Consider the following 18,341-nt stretch of genomic DNA (forward strand, 5'->3'; position numbering starts at 1 on the left):
TCACCGTCTGTGCCAGTGGCACCTTGTCCCGGTTCATGGCATGAGACCCCGAAGATTTCCGGAGGGACAAGCGATGAGTTTCGGCAAGGGCTGCCACCTGCACCTGATCGACGGATCGGCCTATATCTTTCGGGCGTTCCATGCACTGCCGCCTTTGACCCGCAAGTCGGACGGGCTGCCCATCGGTGCAGTGTCTGGCTTTTGCAACATGCTGAATCGCTACGTCGAGAATAACGCCGGACCCGACGCCGCGACGCATGTGGCAGTGATCTTCGACAAGGGCAGTCATACGTTTCGCAACGATATGTACGATCAGTACAAGGCGAACCGATCCGAAATGCCCGAGGATTTACGCCCGCAAATCCCTTTGACGCGCGAAGCGACACTGGCCTTCAACATCGCCTGCGAAGAACTTGCCGGGTTCGAAGCGGACGACATCATCGCCACGCTTGCGCATCAGGCGCGGGACGCGGGCGGACGCGTCACGATCCTGTCGTCGGACAAGGACCTGATGCAGCTGGTCGGCAGCGGCGTCGAAATGCTGGACCCGATGAAAAACAAGCGCATCGACGACGACGGTGTGTTTGAAAGGTTTGGTGTCGCGCCGAACCGGGTCGTGGATGTGCAGGCGCTCGCGGGGGATTCGGTGGATAACGTGCCGGGCGCGCCGGGCATCGGTATCAAGACCGCCGCGCAGTTGATCCAGGAATACGGATCGCTGGAGGAGCTTCTGGACCGCGCCGATGAGATCAAGCAGCCCAAGCGCCGCCAGACCCTGATCGACCACCGCGCGCAGATCGAATTGTCCAAACGTCTGGTGCAATTGGATTGCGAGATGGACCTGCCGTTCACGTTGGACGACCTGGAAATCCGGGATGCGGAGCCGGACAAGCTTCTCGATTTTCTGAACCGCATGGAGTTTCGCAGCCTGACCCGTCGCATCGCCGACCGCTTTGGCAAGGAACCGCCTGCCATGATCGAGACCGCATCCGTGGTCGACGCGCCCGAAGCAGTAGAAGATGCGCCCATCGACCATTCGACATATGAGGTCGTGCGCGACGAGGCTGCGTTGCAGGTCTGGCTGGACCGGATCGCCAGGGCGGGTACGGTCGCGGTCGATACGGAGACCACATCGCTTGACGAAATGCGCGCCGATCTGGTCGGCGTGTCGCTGGCTACCGAACCGGGCGTCGCCTGCTATGTGCCGCTGACGCATCGCACCGGCGGCGGCGATCTGTTCGACACCGACGCGCTGGCCGAAGGGCAAATACCGCTGAACCGCGCGCTGGAGATGCTCAAACCGATGCTGGAGGATGCGAGCATCCTGAAGGTCGGGCAGAACATGAAATACGACCTCAAGATTTTTGCCCGTCAGGGCATCGCTGTGTCGCCGATCGATGACACGATGTTGCTGTCCTATGCACAACATGCAGGTCTGCACGGGCACGGCATGGACACGCTGGCGGACCGTTATCTGAACCACCAATGCATCCCGATAAAAGATCTGATCGGCACCGGAAAATCGCAGGTTACCTTCGACCGCGTCGAGGTCGACCGCGCCGCGCCCTATGCGGCTGAAGATGCCGACGTGACTTTGCGCCTGCACCGTCTTTTGAAGCCGCGGCTGCATTCCGCCAAGGTCACCAAGGTTTATGAGACATTGGAGCGCCCCCTTGTGTCGGTTCTGGCGCGGATGGAAATGGCGGGCGTCAAGGTTGACCGGGACGTGCTGTCGCGCATGTCCGGCAAATTCGCGCAGAAAATGGCCGGGCTGGAGGAGGACATCCATGCCAGAGCAGGCCGGCCGTTCAACGTCGGATCGCCGAAGCAGATCGGCGAGATCCTGTTCGACGAACTGGGCCTGCCCGGCGGCAAGAAAGGCAAGACCGGGGCCTATTCGACAGGGGCTGACATTCTGGAAGACCTTGCGACCGAACACGAATTGCCGCGTCTTCTTCTGGACTGGCGGCAATTGTCCAAGTTGAAATCGACCTATACCGATGCCTTACAGGATCACATTCACCCCGAAACGGGTCGCGTTCACACGTCCTATTCCATCGCCGGGGCCAGCACCGGGCGTCTGGCCTCGACCGATCCGAACTTGCAGAACATCCCGATCCGCACCGAGGAGGGTCGTCGCATCCGCGAGGCTTTCGTCGCGCCCGAAGGGCGTGTTCTGGTGGCGCTGGACTACAGCCAGATCGAGCTGCGGATTCTGGCCCATATCGCCGGAATCAATGAACTGAAACAGGCGTTCAGGGACGGTCAGGACATTCACGCGATCACCGCCAGCCAGATGTTCGGCGTACCGCTGGAAGACATGACGCCCGACGTTCGCCGTCAGGCCAAGGCAATCAACTTCGGGGTCATCTACGGCATCTCGGGCTTTGGGCTGGCCCGTAACCTGCGAATTCCACGGGCCGAAGCACAGGCCTTCATCGACACCTATTTCGAGCGCTTTCCCGGCATCCGCGACTACATGGACGACACGGTGAAATTCGCCAAGGAACATGGTCGTGTCGAGACGCTGTTCGGTCGTCGCATTCACACGCCCGAAATCAATGCAAAGGGTCCCGGCGCGGGCTTCGCCAAACGCGCCGCGATCAACGCCCCGATCCAGGGCACCGCCGCCGATGTGATCCGCCGCGCGATGGTGCGGATGGACGCGGCTATCACCGATCTGGACGCCAGGATGCTGTTGCAGGTGCACGATGAATTGCTGTTCGAAGTTGCCGAAGCGGACGTCGGTACCCTGATCACCCGCGCTAGCGAGGTGATGGAGGGTGCGCATTTGCCGGTTGTCGACCTGTCGGTCGCGCTGACGGTCGATGCGGGGCAGGGTGTGAATTGGGCCGAGGCGCATTGATGGCACGCAGAGCGTCCGAAACATGCTGATTGCCTTCAATAAACCGATGAACGTCCTCAGCCAGTTCACCGACGAGGGTCAGTGGCCCGGCCTGAAGCACCATATCGACGTGCCGGACGTATATGCAGCCGGGCGGCTGGATCGGGACAGCGAGGGGCTGCTGATCCTGACTGATAACGGCAAGGCGCAGGCGCGTATCACCTCGCCGAAAAACGCGATGCCGAAGACCTATTTCTCCATGATCGAAGGGACACCGCAGGATGACGCGCTGGAGGAGCTGCGTCAGGGCGTTACGCTGAAAGACGGGCCGACGCGCCCGGCTATGGTGGACAAGGTGCCCGCTCCGGAGTGGCTCTGGCCCCGCGTTCCGCCGGTGCGGGTCCGCAAGACGGTGCCTGATGCGTGGCTGCGCCTGACGATTACCGAAGGGCGCAATCGTCAGGTGCGGCGGATGTGTGCCCATGTCGGGTTGCCGGTGTTGCGATTGATCCGCTGGCAGGTCGGGGACTGGACGCTGGAGGGGCTGGCACCGGGGGACTGGCGCGTCCTATGATGCAATGCGACTATCCGCGCAGGGCGGCGGCCTCGATCAGAGGAAAGAATATACCGTTCGACATCAGCCCGAACTGCCCATCCCGCTCCGTTCCGATTTCAACCAGCCGATAGAACGACTTGCGATCGATCAATGCCTCCAGCCCCCGGCGCACCTCGACATAGGGCGATGGCTCACCGTCCTCGGCAAACGTCACCCGGATCGGGTTGTCGGAACCAGCAGTGACCAGATCGCCGACATTCGTCTCGAAGGTGATCTTGCCATCTTCGGATTCGAAATCCACGGCGACGAAAGGCGCGTCCTCGACCACGATTCCGACCTTTTCGACCGGGGTGACGAGAAAATGCTGCTCACCCTCTTTCTTCAGGATCGACGCGAAAAGACGCACCAGTCCGGGTCGTCCGATTGGCGTGCCTTCGTGTATCCATGTGCCGTCACGCTTGATGGTGATGTCGATTTCGCCACAATAGGGTGGGTCCCACAGATGCACCGGCGGCATGCCGCGTTTGTCTTGCTTCGCGGCGACCTGGGCGGATTTCAGGAAAGACGTCGCCGACGGGGTAACGTGTTCTTGTCCGGCCATTGCCCTTTGCCCTCGCATCCGTCAGCCATACTTATGACATCAGATAAGCCGCGCGGGAGAAATGCAATGTCCGATGACCTTCTCGACGAGATCGAGGCGCTGGGCGCCCGGTTGACCGATGCACGTACCGCGATCGCCACCCGCATCATCGGGCAGGACCGTGTGGTGGAGCTTTCGCTGGCGGCGATGTTGTCGGGTGGACATGCGTTGTTGCTGGGTCTGCCCGGACTGGGCAAGACGCGGCTGGTTGAAACCCTGGCAACCGTCATGGGCCTGTCGGGCAACCGTATCCAGTTCACGCCAGACCTGATGCCGTCGGACATTCTGGGATCGGAAGTGCTGGAAACCGCGCCGGACGGAAGCCGGGCCTTCCGCTATGTCGAAGGGCCGATCTTCGCCCAGCTTCTGATGGCAGACGAGATCAACCGCGCCAGCCCACGCACCCAATCCGCCCTGTTGCAGGCCATGCAGGAGCGCGAGGTCACTGTCGCCGGCCAGACCCGCAAGCTGCCTGCGCCGTTCCATGTGTTGGCGACGCAGAACCCGATCGAGCAGGAAGGGACATATCCCCTGCCCGAGGCGCAGCTGGACCGCTTTCTTGTCAAGATCGACGTCGATTATCCCGACCGCGAGACCGAGCGCGCCATCGTACTGGCCACCACCGGAGGGGCCGAGGCCGAGGCGCGGGCCGTTTTCGACCCCGAAAGCATGATGGCGGCACAGGCTGTGGTGCGGCGGATGCCGGTTGGCGATGGAGTGGTGGACCTTATCCTCGATCTTGTCCGCGCCTGCCGCCCCGATAACCCCGATGCACCCGATTCCGTCCGCAAGCATGTTGCCTGGGGGCCGGGCCCGCGCGCGGCGCAGGCCCTGATGCTTCTGGTTCGCGCGCAGGCATTGCTGGAAGGGCGTCTGGCCCCTGACCAAAGCGACGTCACCCGGCTGGCGCGACCCGTTCTGGGTCACCGCATGGCGCTGTCGTTCGCAGCGCGGGCCGAAGGTGTGATGCTGGAAAATGTTATCGACGAAGTCGCTGCCCGTGTCGGGCGGGTCGAGCAGGCGGCTTGAAAGAAGCCCTTCATACGGCCGCGTCGCTTCGTGCCAGGTCTGAGAGCGCGGCGGCTGGGCTTCCCGGACTTCTGATGTCCGCCGAACGCCTGGCTGCGACGATCCTTCTGGGCGATCACGGACGCAAGCGGGCCGGATCCGGCGATGCCTTCTGGCAGTTCCGAGCGGCCCAGCCGGGCGATCCGCGCAAGTCCATTGACTGGCGGCAGTCGGCACGCGGGGATGGCCATTTTCTACGTGAAACCGAATGGCAGGCGGCCCAGTCGCTGATGCTTTGGGTCGATGATGCGGCATCGATGCGGTTTGCCGGTTCGGGGGTGGATCGTCCGTCCAAGCTGCGCCGGGCTCAGACGCTGGGACTGGCGCTGGCGGTTCTTGCGGTGCGCGCGGGCGAACGCACGGGACTGGCCAGTATGGCCGAACCGCCGCGCGCTGGCTCGGCGCAACTGATCCGAATGGCCAGTGCCTTGATGGAGGGCGGTGAGGTTCCCGACTATGGCGCGCCCCGGCCTCGCGTCATGCCATTTGGGTCGCGCGCAGTGTTTCTGTCGGACTTCCTCGGGCCGGTCGAAGCGGTGACGGACGCCCTGACTGCCGCTGCCGACCGGGGCGTCCAGGGGGTGTTGCTGCAAATTCTCGACCCGGAAGAGGAAGCCTTTCCCTATGACGGGCGCACCCTGTTCGAAAGCATGTCGGGGGCCGTCCGGTTCGAGACATTGAAGGCCGGACAATTGCGGGACGATTATCTGGCGCGACTGACGGCACGCCGCGCCGCGTTGCGCGATCTGTGCGCGCGAACCGGCTGGCGGTATCAATTGCACCACACTGACGGATCGGCGGAGGCTGCGTTGCTGCCGCTTTATACCGCGCTGGAGCGTCGCAAATGAGCGCGATCGCCTTTACTGCGCCGCTGCTTCTGGTGGCCCTGATCGTGCTGCCGATCCTGTGGTGGCTACTGCGTGCCGTGCCGCCCGCGCCGATCCGACGGCGGTTCCCCGGCATCGTTCTGCTGCTGGGTCTGAAAGACGACGAGAGCCAGACGGCCACGACACCGTGGTGGTTGCTGCTGCTGCGGATGCTGGCGCTGGCTGCTGTAATCGTGGGCTTTGCCGGTCCGATCCTGAACCCGCGGACGGTCGGCACAGCCACCGGACCGCTGCTGGTGCTGATGGATGCAAGCTGGGCGTCGGCGCGCGATTGGCCCGCTCGCGTGGCCAAGGTCGACGAGATGTTGCGGGACGCGGCCCGCGTCGGTCGCCTTGCCGCGGTTTTACCCCTTACCGACCCATTGCCCGAAGAGATCCCGTGGCAATCCGCTGCTGCCTGGGTCGAACGTCTGCCCTCGGTTCAGCCGCGTGCATGGGAGCCTGAATATCAGGGCCTGACCGATTTGCCGCTGGAGGGCGCCGAGATCGTCTGGATGTCCGACGGGTTGGCGCGTGAAGGACGTGACGTCCTGTCTGCCCGCGTGATCGAAAGCGACCGTCCGATTCTGGGCCTTACGCCCGCCCGCTATGAGGACGGCGTGATCAACCTGCGCGCCCTGCGTCTGGGCGACGGGACCGAACGGTCTGTCGAATTGCGCGCAGTTGGCCCCGGCCCGAACGGCGCCTTGACGCAGCTGGGCGTGGCCCCCGCCAATTTCGCTGCCGGCGCATCCGAGGCCGAGGTGTCCCTGACCCTACCGCCCGAATTGCGCAATCGCGTGCAGCGGTTCGAGATCAGCGGTGAGCGCAGCGCCGGGGCGGTGTCCCTGACCGATGACAGCCTGTCGCGGCGCGAAGTCGCACTTTTGACGCAGGCCGGGGACGAGTCGCAGGATCTGTTGTCGCCGCTCTACTATCTGCGCAACGCGCTGGCCCCGACCGCCGACCTGATCGAAGGTGATCTGGAAACCCTTCTGCCCGCCACTCCGGACGTTCTGGTGATGGCGGATGTCGCGCGCCTGTCGCCTAGTGAGACCGATCAGGTGACGGAATGGGTCGAGAACGGCGGGCTGCTTTTGCGCTTTGCCGGCCCGACCCTCGCCGCATCCGATATCAGCCGCGAGGACGAAGACCCGCTTCTGCCGGTTCGTCTGCGATCCGGCGGGCGCACGGTCGGAGGCGCGCTGTCGTGGGGGGAGCCGAAAACGCTGCGACCTTTCGACGAAACCTCGCCCTTTTTTGGCCTGACCCTGACCGATGAGGTATCGGTGACCAGTCAGATCGTCGCGCAACCCGATCCGACACTGGCAGACCGCACCATCGCCGCCTTGGCCGATGGCACGCCGCTGGTGACGCGCAAGCCAGTGGGACAGGGTCAGATCGTGCTGTTTCATGTCACCGCCAATGCCGAATGGTCGACGCTGCCGCTGTCGGGTCTGTTTGTTCAGATGTTGGAACGCCTTGCCGTGTCGACCCGTCCCGCCGCTCTGGAACCCGAGGCGCTGGAAGGCACGACGTGGGTGCCGCGCATCGTCCTTGATGGATTCGGTGTGCCGCGCGATGCAGGTGCGATGGCCGGTGTGCCGGGCGAAGACCTGATCGACCCGAAGTCTTCCGCCGATTTGCCTGCCGGGCTTTACGAAGGGCCTGGGCAGAGCCTTGCGCTCAACGTCCTCACTGCGGATGCCGAGCTTGTGGCGGCGCGTTGGCCAGCGGGCACTGTTATCGACGGACTGACCCGGGCGACACAGACCAACCTCATGCCGTGGCTTCTGGCGGCGGCGCTGATATTTCTGACAATAGATGCGATCGCTTCGCTCTGGCTTGGCGGGAGGCTGCGGCGTGGGCTGGCGACCGCCGTGATGGCAGCACTGATAATGGTAGCACCGGACGCGCAGGCGCAGGAGATTGATGTTCCGGGCGAAGTGGCGCTGGCCTATGTCCGCACCGGCAATGCGCGGATTGACGAAATATCCGAAGCGGGCCTCAGGGGCCTGTCCGCTGTGCTGGCGCAACGCACCTCGGTCGAGCCGGAAGCCCCGCGCGGCGTCGATCTGGAGACGGACGAACTGGCTTTTTTCCCACTGCTCTACTGGCCGGTCGATCCGGCGCAGCCGATTCCGTCCTCCGACGCCTACGCGCGGTTGAACCGATATCTGCGCGGCGGCGGCATGATCGTTTTCGATACCCGCGATGCCGATATCGGCGGCTTCGGGTCGTCGTCGCCCGCTTCGGTCCGCCTGCGCGATCTGGCCGCGCCGCTGGATATTCCTCCGCTGGAGCCTTTGCCCGACGACCACGTCATGACACGCAGCTTCTATCTTCTGCAGGACTATCCGGGCCGCTATAATTCGCGCGACGTCTGGGTCGAAGCCAGTCCGAATGTCGAACAGGTCGAAGGCATGCCGTTCCGCAACCTGAATGACGGTGTGACGCCGGTGGTGATTGGCGCGAACGACTGGGCCGCCGCCTGGGCCGTGGATGAACAGGGGCGAGCGCTGTTGCCGATCGGATCTGGTTTCGCGGGCGAACGACAGCGCGAGATTGCGCTGCGGTTCGGCGTAAATCTCGTGATGCATGTGCTGTCGGGCAACTACAAATCCGATCAGGTACATGTGCCCGCGCTGCTCGACCGGCTGGGAAACTGACATGACGCGCCAGATCATCTTCGATCCGATGTTGCCACTCTGGCTGATCGCCGCGCTTGCCGGGGTGGCTCTGGCCGTCTGCGTGCTGGCGGCGGTTCGTGGCCTGCCCGGCTGGTGGCTGCGCGCATTGGCCGTCGGGACGGTGGCATTGGCCCTGCTCGACCCCAGCCTGCAGACCGAAGACCGGGAGCCGCTGTCGGACATCCTGCTGATCGCCGTCGACGAAAGTGCCAGTCAGGGCCTGTCGGATCGCCGCGACCAGACCGAAGCGGCCCTGGCCGATCTGCTGGAGGAGGCAGCGGGCGATGGCCTCGATACCCGTGTCACCCGGGTTGCCGACGGCGATGGCGACGAGGGTACGCTGATGATGGGCGCGCTTGGTGAATTGCTGGCCGAGGTGCCACGCGACCGGGTGGCCGGGGCAGTCATCATTTCGGATGGGCAGGTGCATGATGCGGCGCAACTGCCGGAATTGCCCGCGCCGCTGCATTTGTTGCGGACCGGTCGGGACGGCGACTGGGATCGGCGACTGATCGTGTCGAACGCGCCCAGCTTTGCGATTCTGGACGAGGAATTCACCATCACCCTGCGGATCGAGGATCAGGGTGATGTGCCCGCCGATGCCGGGACCGAGGCCGATATCGTGTTGGCCATCGATGGCGGTCAGCCCCGCGCCTACCGGATGCCGGTCGGCGAGGATATCCAGCTTCCGGTCATCCTGCCGCACGGCGGACTGAACGTGATTGAGTTTTCCGTGCCCGAAGCCGAGGGCGAGTTGACGGACCGTAACAATGCAGCCGTTATCCAGATCAATGGTGTGCGAGACCGGTTGCGGGTGCTGCTGGTCTCGGGCGAGCCGCATCCCGGCCAGCGGACGTGGCGCAACCTGCTGAAGGCGGATTCGGCCGTCGATCTGGTGCATTTCACCATCCTGCGGCCACCCGGCAAGCAGGACGGGGTGCCGGTCACCGAACTTTCGCTGATCGCCTTTCCGACACGGGAGCTGTTCAGCGAGAAGATCGACGAATTCGATCTGATCATCTTCGACCGTTATCAGCGGCGCGGCATCCTGCCGTCAGTCTATCTGGATAATGTGCGCAGTTACGTCGAACAGGGTGGTGCCCTTCTGGTTGCCGCCGGGCCTGATTTTGCCAGCGCGGACAGCATCTTTCGCTCGCCGCTTGCGCCGATCCTGCCAGCCGCGCCGACGGCTATCGTGTTGAACGAAGGCTTCCTGCCAACGGTCTCTGAAACCGGACAGAAACACCCCGTGACCGAAGGGTTGCCTACGGGGTTCGGGCTGGATGGTGCGCCCTGGGGGCGCTGGTTCCGGCAGGTTCAGGTCGAGGCGCTGCCGGATGCGGAAACGGTAATGACCGGCGTGAACGACGAGCCGCTTCTGATCCTTGACCGCGTCAAGGCGGGGCGGGTGGCGCTGTTGGGGTCGGATCACGTGTGGCTTTGGGACCGGGGCTTCGAAGGTGGCGGCCCACAGGCCGAATTGCTGCGCCGTCTGGCCCACTGGCTGATGCAGGAACCGGAACTGGAGGAGGAGGCGCTGACCGCCGCCGCACTGGGGCAGGAAATCACTGTGACACGCCGGACGCTGGGCGATGCGCCAGGTGCCGTCACCGTTACCGCGCCCGATGGCACCGAGTCGCAGCTTGAATTGACCATGCAAGCGCCGGGGCGCTTCGTCGGACGCATTATCGGGGCCGAACAGGGCCTGTATCGCATGACCGAAGGCGAGCGGACGGCCGTTATCGGGCTTGGCCCCGCAGCACCGCGCGAATTCGTCGAAACGATTGCGACGGACACGATTCTGGCCCCTGCGATTGATGCACGACAAGGCGGCGCGATTGCCTTGCAGGACGGATCGCCGAACCTTCGGTCCGTGCGTGAAGGTCGCCGGGCAGCCGGTCGCGGCTGGATCGGCTGGACCCCGCGCAATGCTTATCTGACGGCGGATGTACGCATCCTGTCCCTTGTTCCCGCGTGGCTTTTCCTTCTGCTTGCCGCGGGTCTGGCGACATGGGCCTGGCTGCGCGAAGGCCGTAGCTGAGAAGATTGGACGGGGAACCGTGGGTAGCTGCTCGGGTCTGCAAGACCGGCCGTTTGTACGAATTTGGTTTTTTACATTTCAATTCGTTTGATGTTGATGTTCGCGGCATACGCATGGCCAAGAGCCATTCAGGCCGAATTCATTCCAGGAAGGATGAACGACATGATCAATCGCAGATGGCTGGCCGGTCTTCTGAGCGGTGCTGCAATGGCGCTGACTGCCTTGCCCGCCTTGGCGCAGGAGGTAACGCTGAAGCTGCATCAGTTTCTGCCCGCGCAGGCGAACGTTCCGAAACTGATCCTCGATGTCTGGGCCGACAAGGTCGAGGCCGACTCGGACGGTCGCATCAGGATCGACCGTTATCCGTCCATGCAGCTTGGCGGGACACCGCCGCAGTTGATGGATCAGGTCGCCGATGGAGTCGCAGACATCGTCTGGACGGTTGCCGGATATACACCGGGCCGCTTTCCATCGACAGAAGTGTTCGAACTTCCGTTCATGATCAGCGATGCACGCGCCGCGTCATCGGCCTATTGGCAGATGTATGAAAGCCGCATGCAGGACGAATTTGCGGACGTTAAGGTACTGGGCACTTGGGTCCATGGACCGGGCGTAATCCATGCCAGTAAACAGATCCGCACACCTGCCGATATGCAGGGTCTCAAGATCCGCGGTGCGACCCGTCAGGTGAATACCCTGCTGGAAACGCTGGGGGCCACGCCGGTCGGCATGCCCGTGCCTTCCATCCCCGAGGCGCTGTCCAAGGGCGTCATCGACGGCACGACCATCCCGTGGGAGGTGACGGGCGCGCTGAAGGTGCCGGAGTTGGTGAATTACCATACCGAATTCGAAGGTCGGATGCTTTATGACGTGACTTTCGTTCTGGCGATGAACAAGGCCAGGTATCAGAGCCTGCCTGACGACCTGAAAAAAGTGATCGACGATAATTCCGGGCTGGAATTCTCGATTTTCGCTGGGGGCACGCAGGCCGACAGCGACGGCCCTGCCCGTCAGGCTGCTGTCGACAACGGCAACCAGATTGTCACTCTTTCCGAAGCGGAAGCACAGGCCTGGGTCCTGGCGTCGCAGCCGGTCTATGACGCATGGATCGCTGAGATGGAGGCGAAGGGCATTGACGGTCAGGCATTGATCGACGAAGCCCGTAGGCTGATGGACGAATACGAGGGCTGATACTGGCCAGATATTCATGGGGCTGCGTCCGACCGGATGCCGCCCCGTTGCTTTTTCAAAGGGGCGGGAATGCTGCGACGGATCATGGAGGCGCTTGCCCGCGTCATGGCCACCCTGGGTGGTCTGGTGCTGACGGCGTTGATCGTGATGACGTGCCTGTCGATCTTCGGGCGTTTCCTGAACGGGGTCCTGCATTCGGACCTGCTGGACGGGACCGGTCTGGCGATCTGGCTTCTGTCGCTGGGGATCGGGCCGATCAACGGCGACTTCGAACTGATCGAGGCAGGGATGGCCTTTACGATTTTTGCGTTCCTGCCGATCACGCAGTTGCGCGACGGCCATGCCGCGGTCGATATCTTCACCAACATGCTGGGCGAGGGGGTGAACCGGGTTCTGTCGGTTCTGTGGGCGACGTTGTTTGCCGCCGTTCTGATCCTGATTGCCTGGCAATTGTGGCAGGGGACACAGGCCAAGATGCGCTATGGCGAAACGACCTACCTGATCCAGTTTCCGATCTGGTGGTCCTATGCAGCGGCATTGGTCGGGGCGGTCTTGTCCGCCCTGGTGGGGACCTATGTCGCGCTGGTCCGACTGACAGAACTGGCGACCGGCACGCCGATTATCGCGTCCGACGGTGCGGAGCAGTGAGTAACCTCGAAATAGGCCTGTGGTCCTTTCCAGGTCTGCTGGCGCTGATTTTCCTGCGCGTGCCGATTGGATTGGCGATGTTCGTGACGGGGCTGGTTGGCCTGTATTACGTGACCGATGGCAATACCGTCGCACTCAGCCGATTGAAAAACGAAACCTATTCGACCTTCTCTTCCTACTCGCTCTCGATTGTGCCGATGTTCCTGCTGATGGGGCATTTCGCTACCTTGGGTGGCATGAGTCAGGCCCTGTTCCGAGCCGCCGAGGGATTTCTGGGCCATCGAAAGGGGGGCGTGGCAATGGCCGCGATCGGGGCCTGTGCAGGCTTTGGCGCGATCTGTGGATCGTCGCTGGCGACGGCCGCCACAATGGGCCGGGTCGCCCTGCCGGAATTGCGGCGCTATGGTTATGACGGAGGCTTCTCGACCGCCACCTTGGCGGCGGGGGGCACATTGGGCATCCTGATCCCGCCGTCGGTCGTGCTGGTGATCTATGCCATCCTGACCGAGCAGAATATAGCCAAGCTGTTTCTTGCGGCCGTCCTGCCCGGTGTGATTGCGGCGGTGGGCTACGTCATCGCCATCTCGATCTATGTGCGGCTCAACCCGACATCCGCAGGCGTCCGCGAGGCCATTCCGATGGCGCAGCGCTTCCGGCAACTTGGCGCGGTCTGGCCAGTGCTTCTGGTCTTCGTCGCCGTTGTGGGTGGCATCTACGGCGGTATCTTCACGCCGACAGAAGGGGCGGCGGTCGGCGCGCTCGGCACAGGACTGATCGCGTTGGTCAACGGTGGGCTGACCGGTCGGACCCTGATCGAGAGCTTTATGGTAACCGCAAAATCCAGCGCGATGATTTTCTTCATCGTTCTGGGCGCTGCGATCTACAACGGCTTCCTGGCGCTGACGCAGGTGCCGCAGGAAATTTCGGCCTGGGTCGTGGATCAGGGGTTCGCACCGGTGACGGTGCTGATCGTGATCCTGATTTTCTATCTGCTTCTGGGTTGCGTGATGGACAGTCTGTCGATGATCCTGCTGACGATCCCGATCTTCTTTCCTGTCATCATGGTTCTGGACTTCGGCATGACCCCCGAACAGGTGGCGATCTGGTTTGGCATCTTGACCCTGATCGTGGTGGAGGTCGGGTTGATTACCCCGCCCGTAGGTATGAACCTGTTCGTTATCAATGCGATGGATAAGGCGACGCCGATGTTGCAGACCTATCGTGCGGTACTGTATTTTGTCGGTTCAGACATCCTGCGCGTTGCGATCCTCGTGGCATTTCCGGCGATCACGCTGTTCCTGATCTGAGTTAACTGCACGCACTCTCAGTCAGTTTACCAGCAGCCGCAGCCCCTTGGTGACATCGGCGCGCACCGCCAGCCGCAATCCCGGTTCGTCCCCCGCCCGCAGGGCGGCGACAATCAGGCGATGGTTCATCGGCAGTTCGGTGCGGTTCAGCCGACCATAGAGTGCGCGCATCGTCGGCCCCAGTTGCAGCCAGACCGTCTCGACCATGGCCAGCATCGCCGGGGCCTGTGCGCGCAGATACAGCGTGCGATGGAATTCGAGATTTGTGCGGATATAGCCCGAAGCATCGTGTTTGGCGATCTGTTCGGCAATGGTGGTATTGATCGCCTCCATCCGGTCGATCAGGGCAAGATGGGCACGGGGCAGGGCGCGCAGGGCGAGCTCCGGCTCCAGCAGTGACCGCAGGGCGGCAAGTTCCTCGATCCGCTCGTTCGAAAGGGCGGGCGTGGTGATGCGGCCCGAAGCCGACAGCGACAGCGCGCCTTCGGCGACCAGACGGCGCAACGCCTCGCGCACGGGGGTCATTGACACGCCGTAGTCGCGGCCAACGCCGCGCAGGGTCAGCGATACGCCGGGGTCCAGCTCGCCATGCATGATCCGACTGCGAAGCGACCGATAAAGACGATCGTGCGCGGCGCCGGTGCCGTCGGAAAGCGGATTGAGCAACATGCGCCGACCTTGCCCCTAAGTCCCGCCGAAATCCACAGCGTGCAGCGCCGCGCCTTCACGTTTCAACCATGCGCGGCGCGGGCCGTAATCGGGCATCAGTTCTTCGACCTGTCGCCAGAATCGCGCGGAATGGTCCATATGGGCCAGGTGGGCGACTTCGTGGGCGACGACATAATCCTGCACGTCGGTCGGTGCCATGATCAGACGCCAACTGAACATCAGCTCTCCGCGCGACGAACAGGAGCCCCAGCGGGACCGGGTATCCCGGAACGTCAGTTTCGTCGGCGCCCGTCCCAGCGCGTCGGCATACCGATCGACGGATGACGCAAGATGCGTACGCGCAAGGGTCTGCATCAATGCCTTCACGCGCGGCCCTGCACGGCCATCCTCGGGCACCGCGATGACATCGCCGGTAAACCGGGCCGATCGGCCTGGTCCCTTCACGACCGGCACTTCACGCCCGAACAGCGGCAGCGCACTGCCGACGATGACATGCCTGGGCGGCGGGGCGGCGGCGACGTTGCGCGCGATCCAGTCGGCCTGGGCATCTATGAAGGCGCGGGCTTCGGCCAACGGCATGGTCTTGGGCATCGACAGCGTCACACGCCCGTCGGACCGACCCACCCGCAGCGACATGCGGCGGGATCGGCCAGAACGGCGAAGATGCACCAGAAGTTCTGGCATTCCCGGTACACAAAGCGTGTCGCTCAAAGCAAATCCCCCATCTGTAATCAGGCCCCGATCAGGGGGCTTGCCAGCCCTTGCCCCCTGTGGCATCCGACCCCAATTCGCTGCACCCGGGCCGCTTTTGGCCGGACGAGATGAAGGAACCGACATGCCCAAGGAAGAATGGGGCGTCAAGCGAGTCTGCCCGACGACCGGCAAGCGCTTCTACGACATGAACCGCTCGCCCGTCGTCAGCCCCTACACGGGTGAAGCCGTGAATGTGGACACTGGGACCAAGACCCGAATCCTTGCCGCCGACAAGGACGATGTGGACGCCAAGAAGAAAGCCACCGAAGACGATCTGCTGCTGGACGACGACGATGTCGATCTGGACGATGATGATTCGGAAGATGACGCAGAAGATGTTCTGGCAGACGACGATGATGACGACACTGTCTCGCTGGACGAAATCGCTGATGTCAGTTCGGACGACGACGACTGATCGGGTCGTTTGAAACCGGGGCGATGCATGCGACATTTCTGCTTGCGCCGCCCATGGGCCTGCCGTAGATCGCAGGCCGGTCAGGGGCCTTAGCTCAGTTGGTAGAGCGCTTGCATGGCATGCAAGAGGTCAGGGGTTCGACTCCCCTAGGCTCCACCACGATCATCATTATCTTTGCCATACGTGCCTCAGTCGACGAGTGTCGCCGCCAAGTTCATGCAGTTGTCTGTCCCGTCGTGCGATCAGTTCCGAATGTTCACGGGCGAGGTCGGACTGTTCGGTGTCCGCCCGGAAACTGACCGAAGCGTAGTCACACGCAACTGTCGACATCGTCTTTGCCACCAGACCGATCGTACCGGACAGCAGGATTTCGGGCGCTGCCTGCGGCGGCGGTGACGTCGACCAAAGGATCGACTCAAGCGTTTTTCGACGTTCCGCTTCGTCCGGCCAACTGGTTGTGCACAGTGGTCGCAGCAACCGCAGCCTGGCCCATCGCGAATGCAATCTGATCGAGCCCAGCGATCACGTCGCCGATGGCGAAGATTCCGGGATGCGAGCTTCGCTGATGCGCATCTACCTCGATGCAGCCTGCCTTGCTCAGTCGCAGCCCGAGCGCCTTGGCGATGTCGTTGCGGGGCGCGGTTCCCAAGGCGGCGTAGAGAGTGTCGAAACGGTGAACGCTTCCATCTTCCAGCGTTGTGACGACACAGTCGTCGTCGATTGTCAGTGTGGCCAGCGGCGACGTCGGCGAACTCGGCAATTTGTGGACCGCCGCGCTGGTTCCTGAGGGCTGGATCAGGGTGACATTTTCGGAATAGGTGCGCAGAAAATCGGCCTCGGCGGCCCCGTGATCCCTGTCGCCCAGAACGCCTATGGCCTTGCCGCGCACCTCGTAGGCATCGCAGATCGGACAATAACGGATCAGACCGCGCGCTACCGCATCGTCGTGCTCTTCCTCTGCGATTGGCGGTCGATGGTTGACCACGCCGCAGGCCAGAATCACGGTGCGGGCTGCTATATCGCCCTGATCGGTTCCAACCCGAAATCCATCCGGCACGGCCGTCACGCTCCGAACGGTTCCTTGCGTGAGAGTAGCACCATAGGATTGGGCGCTACGCCGCATCCGCTCCAGAAGCTCCGTCCCCGATATGCCATCCGGAAAAGGCGAGACGTTGTGGGTTCTCGGAATCAGCGCCGCGCGACCGGCACCCGCATCTATCACCTCTGTGTCACGCAAAAACCGCGCCAGGTAGACTGCCGCCGTCAGACCGGCTGGCCCGCCGCCGACGATCACGCAGTCCTTACGCCGAGCATTCATCATATCGCCCTCTCAATTTGTGCCTGACGAAACTCGTCAGCCGGGAAATTCTTCGACCATACGCTGAAAGACCGGACCGCTCATCATCGCCAATATTCAAATGGACGCGGATGGGTTGCATCAGAATTGTGCCGTTTGCGGTCCGCTGAACCCTGAAGTTGTCTCATCTCCGAAGCATTTCAAGGTCGCCATTTCCACGTCCTTGTCGATGGCGAAATCGACCATGATCGTCAAACGTCACCTTTAATGGATCAAGCGCTAAGAGGTTCATCGATTGGCGCTTGCTGGCCGTCGCAGGCGCCTTCGTGCGCGCGATCGCGATCCTGATTCAGCAGCAATGGAGTTATCCGATGACGATATCCTGTTGAGGCGTGTAGCAGGATCGACGACCATGTCACAGAGATACGCAAGGCACCGTCAGTACCGGATGGCTCCCGGATGCGGTACTGGCGGCGATGTCCGCCAATGTAGTCAAGACCGTCCCCCAATATCGAGAGACGGTCGAGACATCCTCAGCCGATCTGAGGGTCAGGACATCAAAAGCCCGCCGTTTATATCGATACTGGTGCCGGTCATGAAGCTGGACTTGTCCGACGCCAGAAATACCACCAGATCACCGATTTCCTGGGGCCGCCCCTCGCGCTTCAGCGGGGTGGCGTTGGCGACGTTGGCGCGCACCGCATCCTTGGTAAAGATATTGTGGAAGTCGGTGTCGATCATGCCTGGATTGATCGCATTGACCCGAATATCTGGCCCCAGTTCCTTGGCCAGACCGCGTGTGAAGGTCATCATCGCGCCCTTCGACGTGGCATAGGCCACCGCACCCGGTCCGCCTCCATCGCGTCCTGCCTGACTTGCAAGGTTCACGATGGCGCTGCCCGCCGACATATGCGGCAGACAGGCTTTGATCATCAGAAAGGCCGACGTCAGGTTCAGGTCCATAACCGCATTCCAATGAGCCAGGTCCATTTCAGCGATGGTTTTGCGGGCTACCAGGCCGCCGGTGTTGTTGACCAGAACATCGACCGCACCAAAGGTCTCGACCGTTCTGGCGATCAGGGCGTCGACATCCTTTTGATCGGTCAGGTCGCCTTTGAGGGCCAGCGCCTTGCCACCCGCCGCTTCGATCTCCTTCACGGCGCTGTCGGCCCCGACCGAACTGGAGTGATAGTTGATCACCACATTCGCGCCCTCGGCTGCCAGAGCCATCACGCAGGCCTTCCCGATGTCGCGTCCGCCGCCTGTTACGATTGCTGTCTTGCCGCTGAGTGTCATCTTTGGAATCCTTGTTGTTAGTAGTCACAGACGCGGGATCTTAAGATCCGCCGTCGAAT

Annotated in this window: 16 protein-coding genes and 1 tRNA gene; 11 read left to right on the forward strand and 6 right to left on the reverse strand. The window is 62.6% G+C overall.

The window, feature by feature from the left end; translation table 11 throughout:
* The first annotated feature begins 73 nt into the window (after nt 1-73).
* A complete protein-coding gene (polA, locus tag BMY38_RS03330) occupies nt 74-2,866 on the forward strand; it encodes a DNA polymerase I (protein ID WP_092759733.1) in 2,793 nt (930 codons plus the stop codon).
* Between the two features lie 22 nt (nt 2,867-2,888).
* Nucleotides 2,889-3,419, forward strand: coding sequence for a pseudouridine synthase (locus BMY38_RS03335; RefSeq protein ID WP_092759735.1), 531 nt, complete (start codon nt 2,889-2,891; stop codon nt 3,417-3,419).
* A 10-nt stretch (nt 3,420-3,429) separates the two neighbouring features.
* Here BMY38_RS03335 and BMY38_RS03340 read toward each other — a convergent pair whose 3' ends face one another.
* The gene (locus tag BMY38_RS03340; RefSeq protein ID WP_092759737.1) at nt 3,430-4,002 is read right to left on the reverse strand and encodes a DUF1285 domain-containing protein; all 573 of its coding nucleotides are present in this window, start codon (nt 4,000-4,002) and stop codon (nt 3,430-3,432) included.
* Nucleotides 4,003-4,068: 66 nt separating this feature from the next.
* On the opposite strand from BMY38_RS03340, the gene BMY38_RS03345 reads away from it, so the two are divergent.
* The 7 genes from BMY38_RS03345 (at nt 4,069) to BMY38_RS03375 (ending at nt 13,852) form a co-directional block, all read left to right on the forward strand.
* Nucleotides 4,069-5,070 (forward strand): AAA family ATPase, encoded by a 1,002-nt coding sequence (locus tag BMY38_RS03345; protein WP_092759739.1) that lies wholly within the window; start codon nt 4,069-4,071, stop codon nt 5,068-5,070.
* A 74-nt stretch (nt 5,071-5,144) separates the two neighbouring features.
* Nucleotides 5,145-5,957: a DUF58 domain-containing protein gene (locus BMY38_RS03350; RefSeq protein ID WP_092759741.1), complete on the forward strand. Its 813-nt coding sequence runs from the start codon at nt 5,145-5,147 to the stop codon at nt 5,955-5,957.
* On the forward strand, nt 5,954-8,644 hold the full coding sequence (locus BMY38_RS03355) for a DUF4159 domain-containing protein (RefSeq protein ID WP_092759743.1): 2,691 nt from the start codon (nt 5,954-5,956) through the stop codon (nt 8,642-8,644). Before BMY38_RS03350 ends, BMY38_RS03355 begins: the two co-directional genes overlap by 4 nt.
* Nucleotide 8,645: 1 nt before the next feature.
* A complete protein-coding gene (locus BMY38_RS03360; RefSeq protein WP_092759745.1) occupies nt 8,646-10,706 on the forward strand; it encodes a hypothetical protein in 2,061 nt (686 codons plus the stop codon).
* 162 nt (nt 10,707-10,868) lie between these two features.
* Complete coding sequence (locus BMY38_RS03365; protein ID WP_424338119.1) at nt 10,869-11,897, forward strand: TRAP transporter substrate-binding protein; 1,029 nt, start codon at nt 10,869-10,871, stop codon at nt 11,895-11,897.
* Between the two features lie 69 nt (nt 11,898-11,966).
* Complete coding sequence (locus BMY38_RS03370) at nt 11,967-12,545, forward strand: TRAP transporter small permease (protein WP_175495754.1); 579 nt, start codon at nt 11,967-11,969, stop codon at nt 12,543-12,545.
* The gene (locus tag BMY38_RS03375) at nt 12,542-13,852 is read left to right on the forward strand and encodes a TRAP transporter large permease (protein ID WP_092759747.1); all 1,311 of its coding nucleotides are present in this window, start codon (nt 12,542-12,544) and stop codon (nt 13,850-13,852) included. Before BMY38_RS03370 ends, BMY38_RS03375 begins: the two co-directional genes overlap by 4 nt.
* A 21-nt stretch (nt 13,853-13,873) precedes the next feature.
* Here BMY38_RS03375 and BMY38_RS03380 read toward each other — a convergent pair whose 3' ends face one another.
* A complete protein-coding gene (locus BMY38_RS03380) occupies nt 13,874-14,521 on the reverse strand; it encodes a GntR family transcriptional regulator (protein ID WP_092759749.1) in 648 nt (215 codons plus the stop codon).
* 15 nt (nt 14,522-14,536) lie between these two features.
* Entirely contained in the window at nt 14,537-15,232 is a 696-nt protein-coding gene (locus BMY38_RS03385; protein WP_245737484.1) for a M48 family metallopeptidase, read from the reverse strand.
* Between the two features lie 124 nt (nt 15,233-15,356).
* On the opposite strand from BMY38_RS03385, the gene BMY38_RS03390 reads away from it, so the two are divergent.
* Together BMY38_RS03390 and BMY38_RS03395 are read left to right on the forward strand one after the other, a co-directional pair.
* Nucleotides 15,357-15,689, forward strand: a complete 333-nt coding sequence (locus BMY38_RS03390) for a TIGR02300 family protein (RefSeq protein ID WP_092759753.1) — start codon at nt 15,357-15,359, stop codon at nt 15,687-15,689.
* An 83-nt stretch (nt 15,690-15,772) separates the two neighbouring features.
* Nucleotides 15,773-15,848: transfer RNA gene (locus BMY38_RS03395), tRNA-Ala, on the forward strand.
* A gap of 9 nt (nt 15,849-15,857) precedes the next feature.
* Here BMY38_RS03395 and BMY38_RS18655 read toward each other — a convergent pair.
* The 3 genes from BMY38_RS18655 to BMY38_RS03405 form a co-directional block, all read right to left on the reverse strand.
* On the reverse strand, nt 15,858-16,193 hold the full coding sequence (locus tag BMY38_RS18655; protein ID WP_425431616.1) for a VIT1/CCC1 transporter family protein: 336 nt from the start codon (nt 16,191-16,193) through the stop codon (nt 15,858-15,860).
* Nucleotides 16,105-17,007 carry an NAD(P)/FAD-dependent oxidoreductase gene (locus BMY38_RS03400; RefSeq protein WP_092759755.1) on the reverse strand — a complete coding sequence of 301 codons (903 nt, stop codon included), beginning with the start codon at nt 17,005-17,007 and terminating at the stop codon, nt 16,105-16,107. Before BMY38_RS03400 ends, BMY38_RS18655 begins: the two co-directional genes overlap by 89 nt.
* A gap of 528 nt (nt 17,008-17,535) precedes the next feature.
* Entirely contained in the window at nt 17,536-18,282 is a 747-nt protein-coding gene (locus BMY38_RS03405) for an SDR family NAD(P)-dependent oxidoreductase (protein WP_092759757.1), read from the reverse strand.
* Nucleotides 18,283-18,341: the final 59 nt, after the last annotated feature.

Origin of the sequence: Jannaschia helgolandensis (assembly GCF_900109285.1) — a bacterium.
Lineage (GTDB): Bacteria > Pseudomonadota > Alphaproteobacteria > Rhodobacterales > Rhodobacteraceae > Jannaschia > Jannaschia helgolandensis.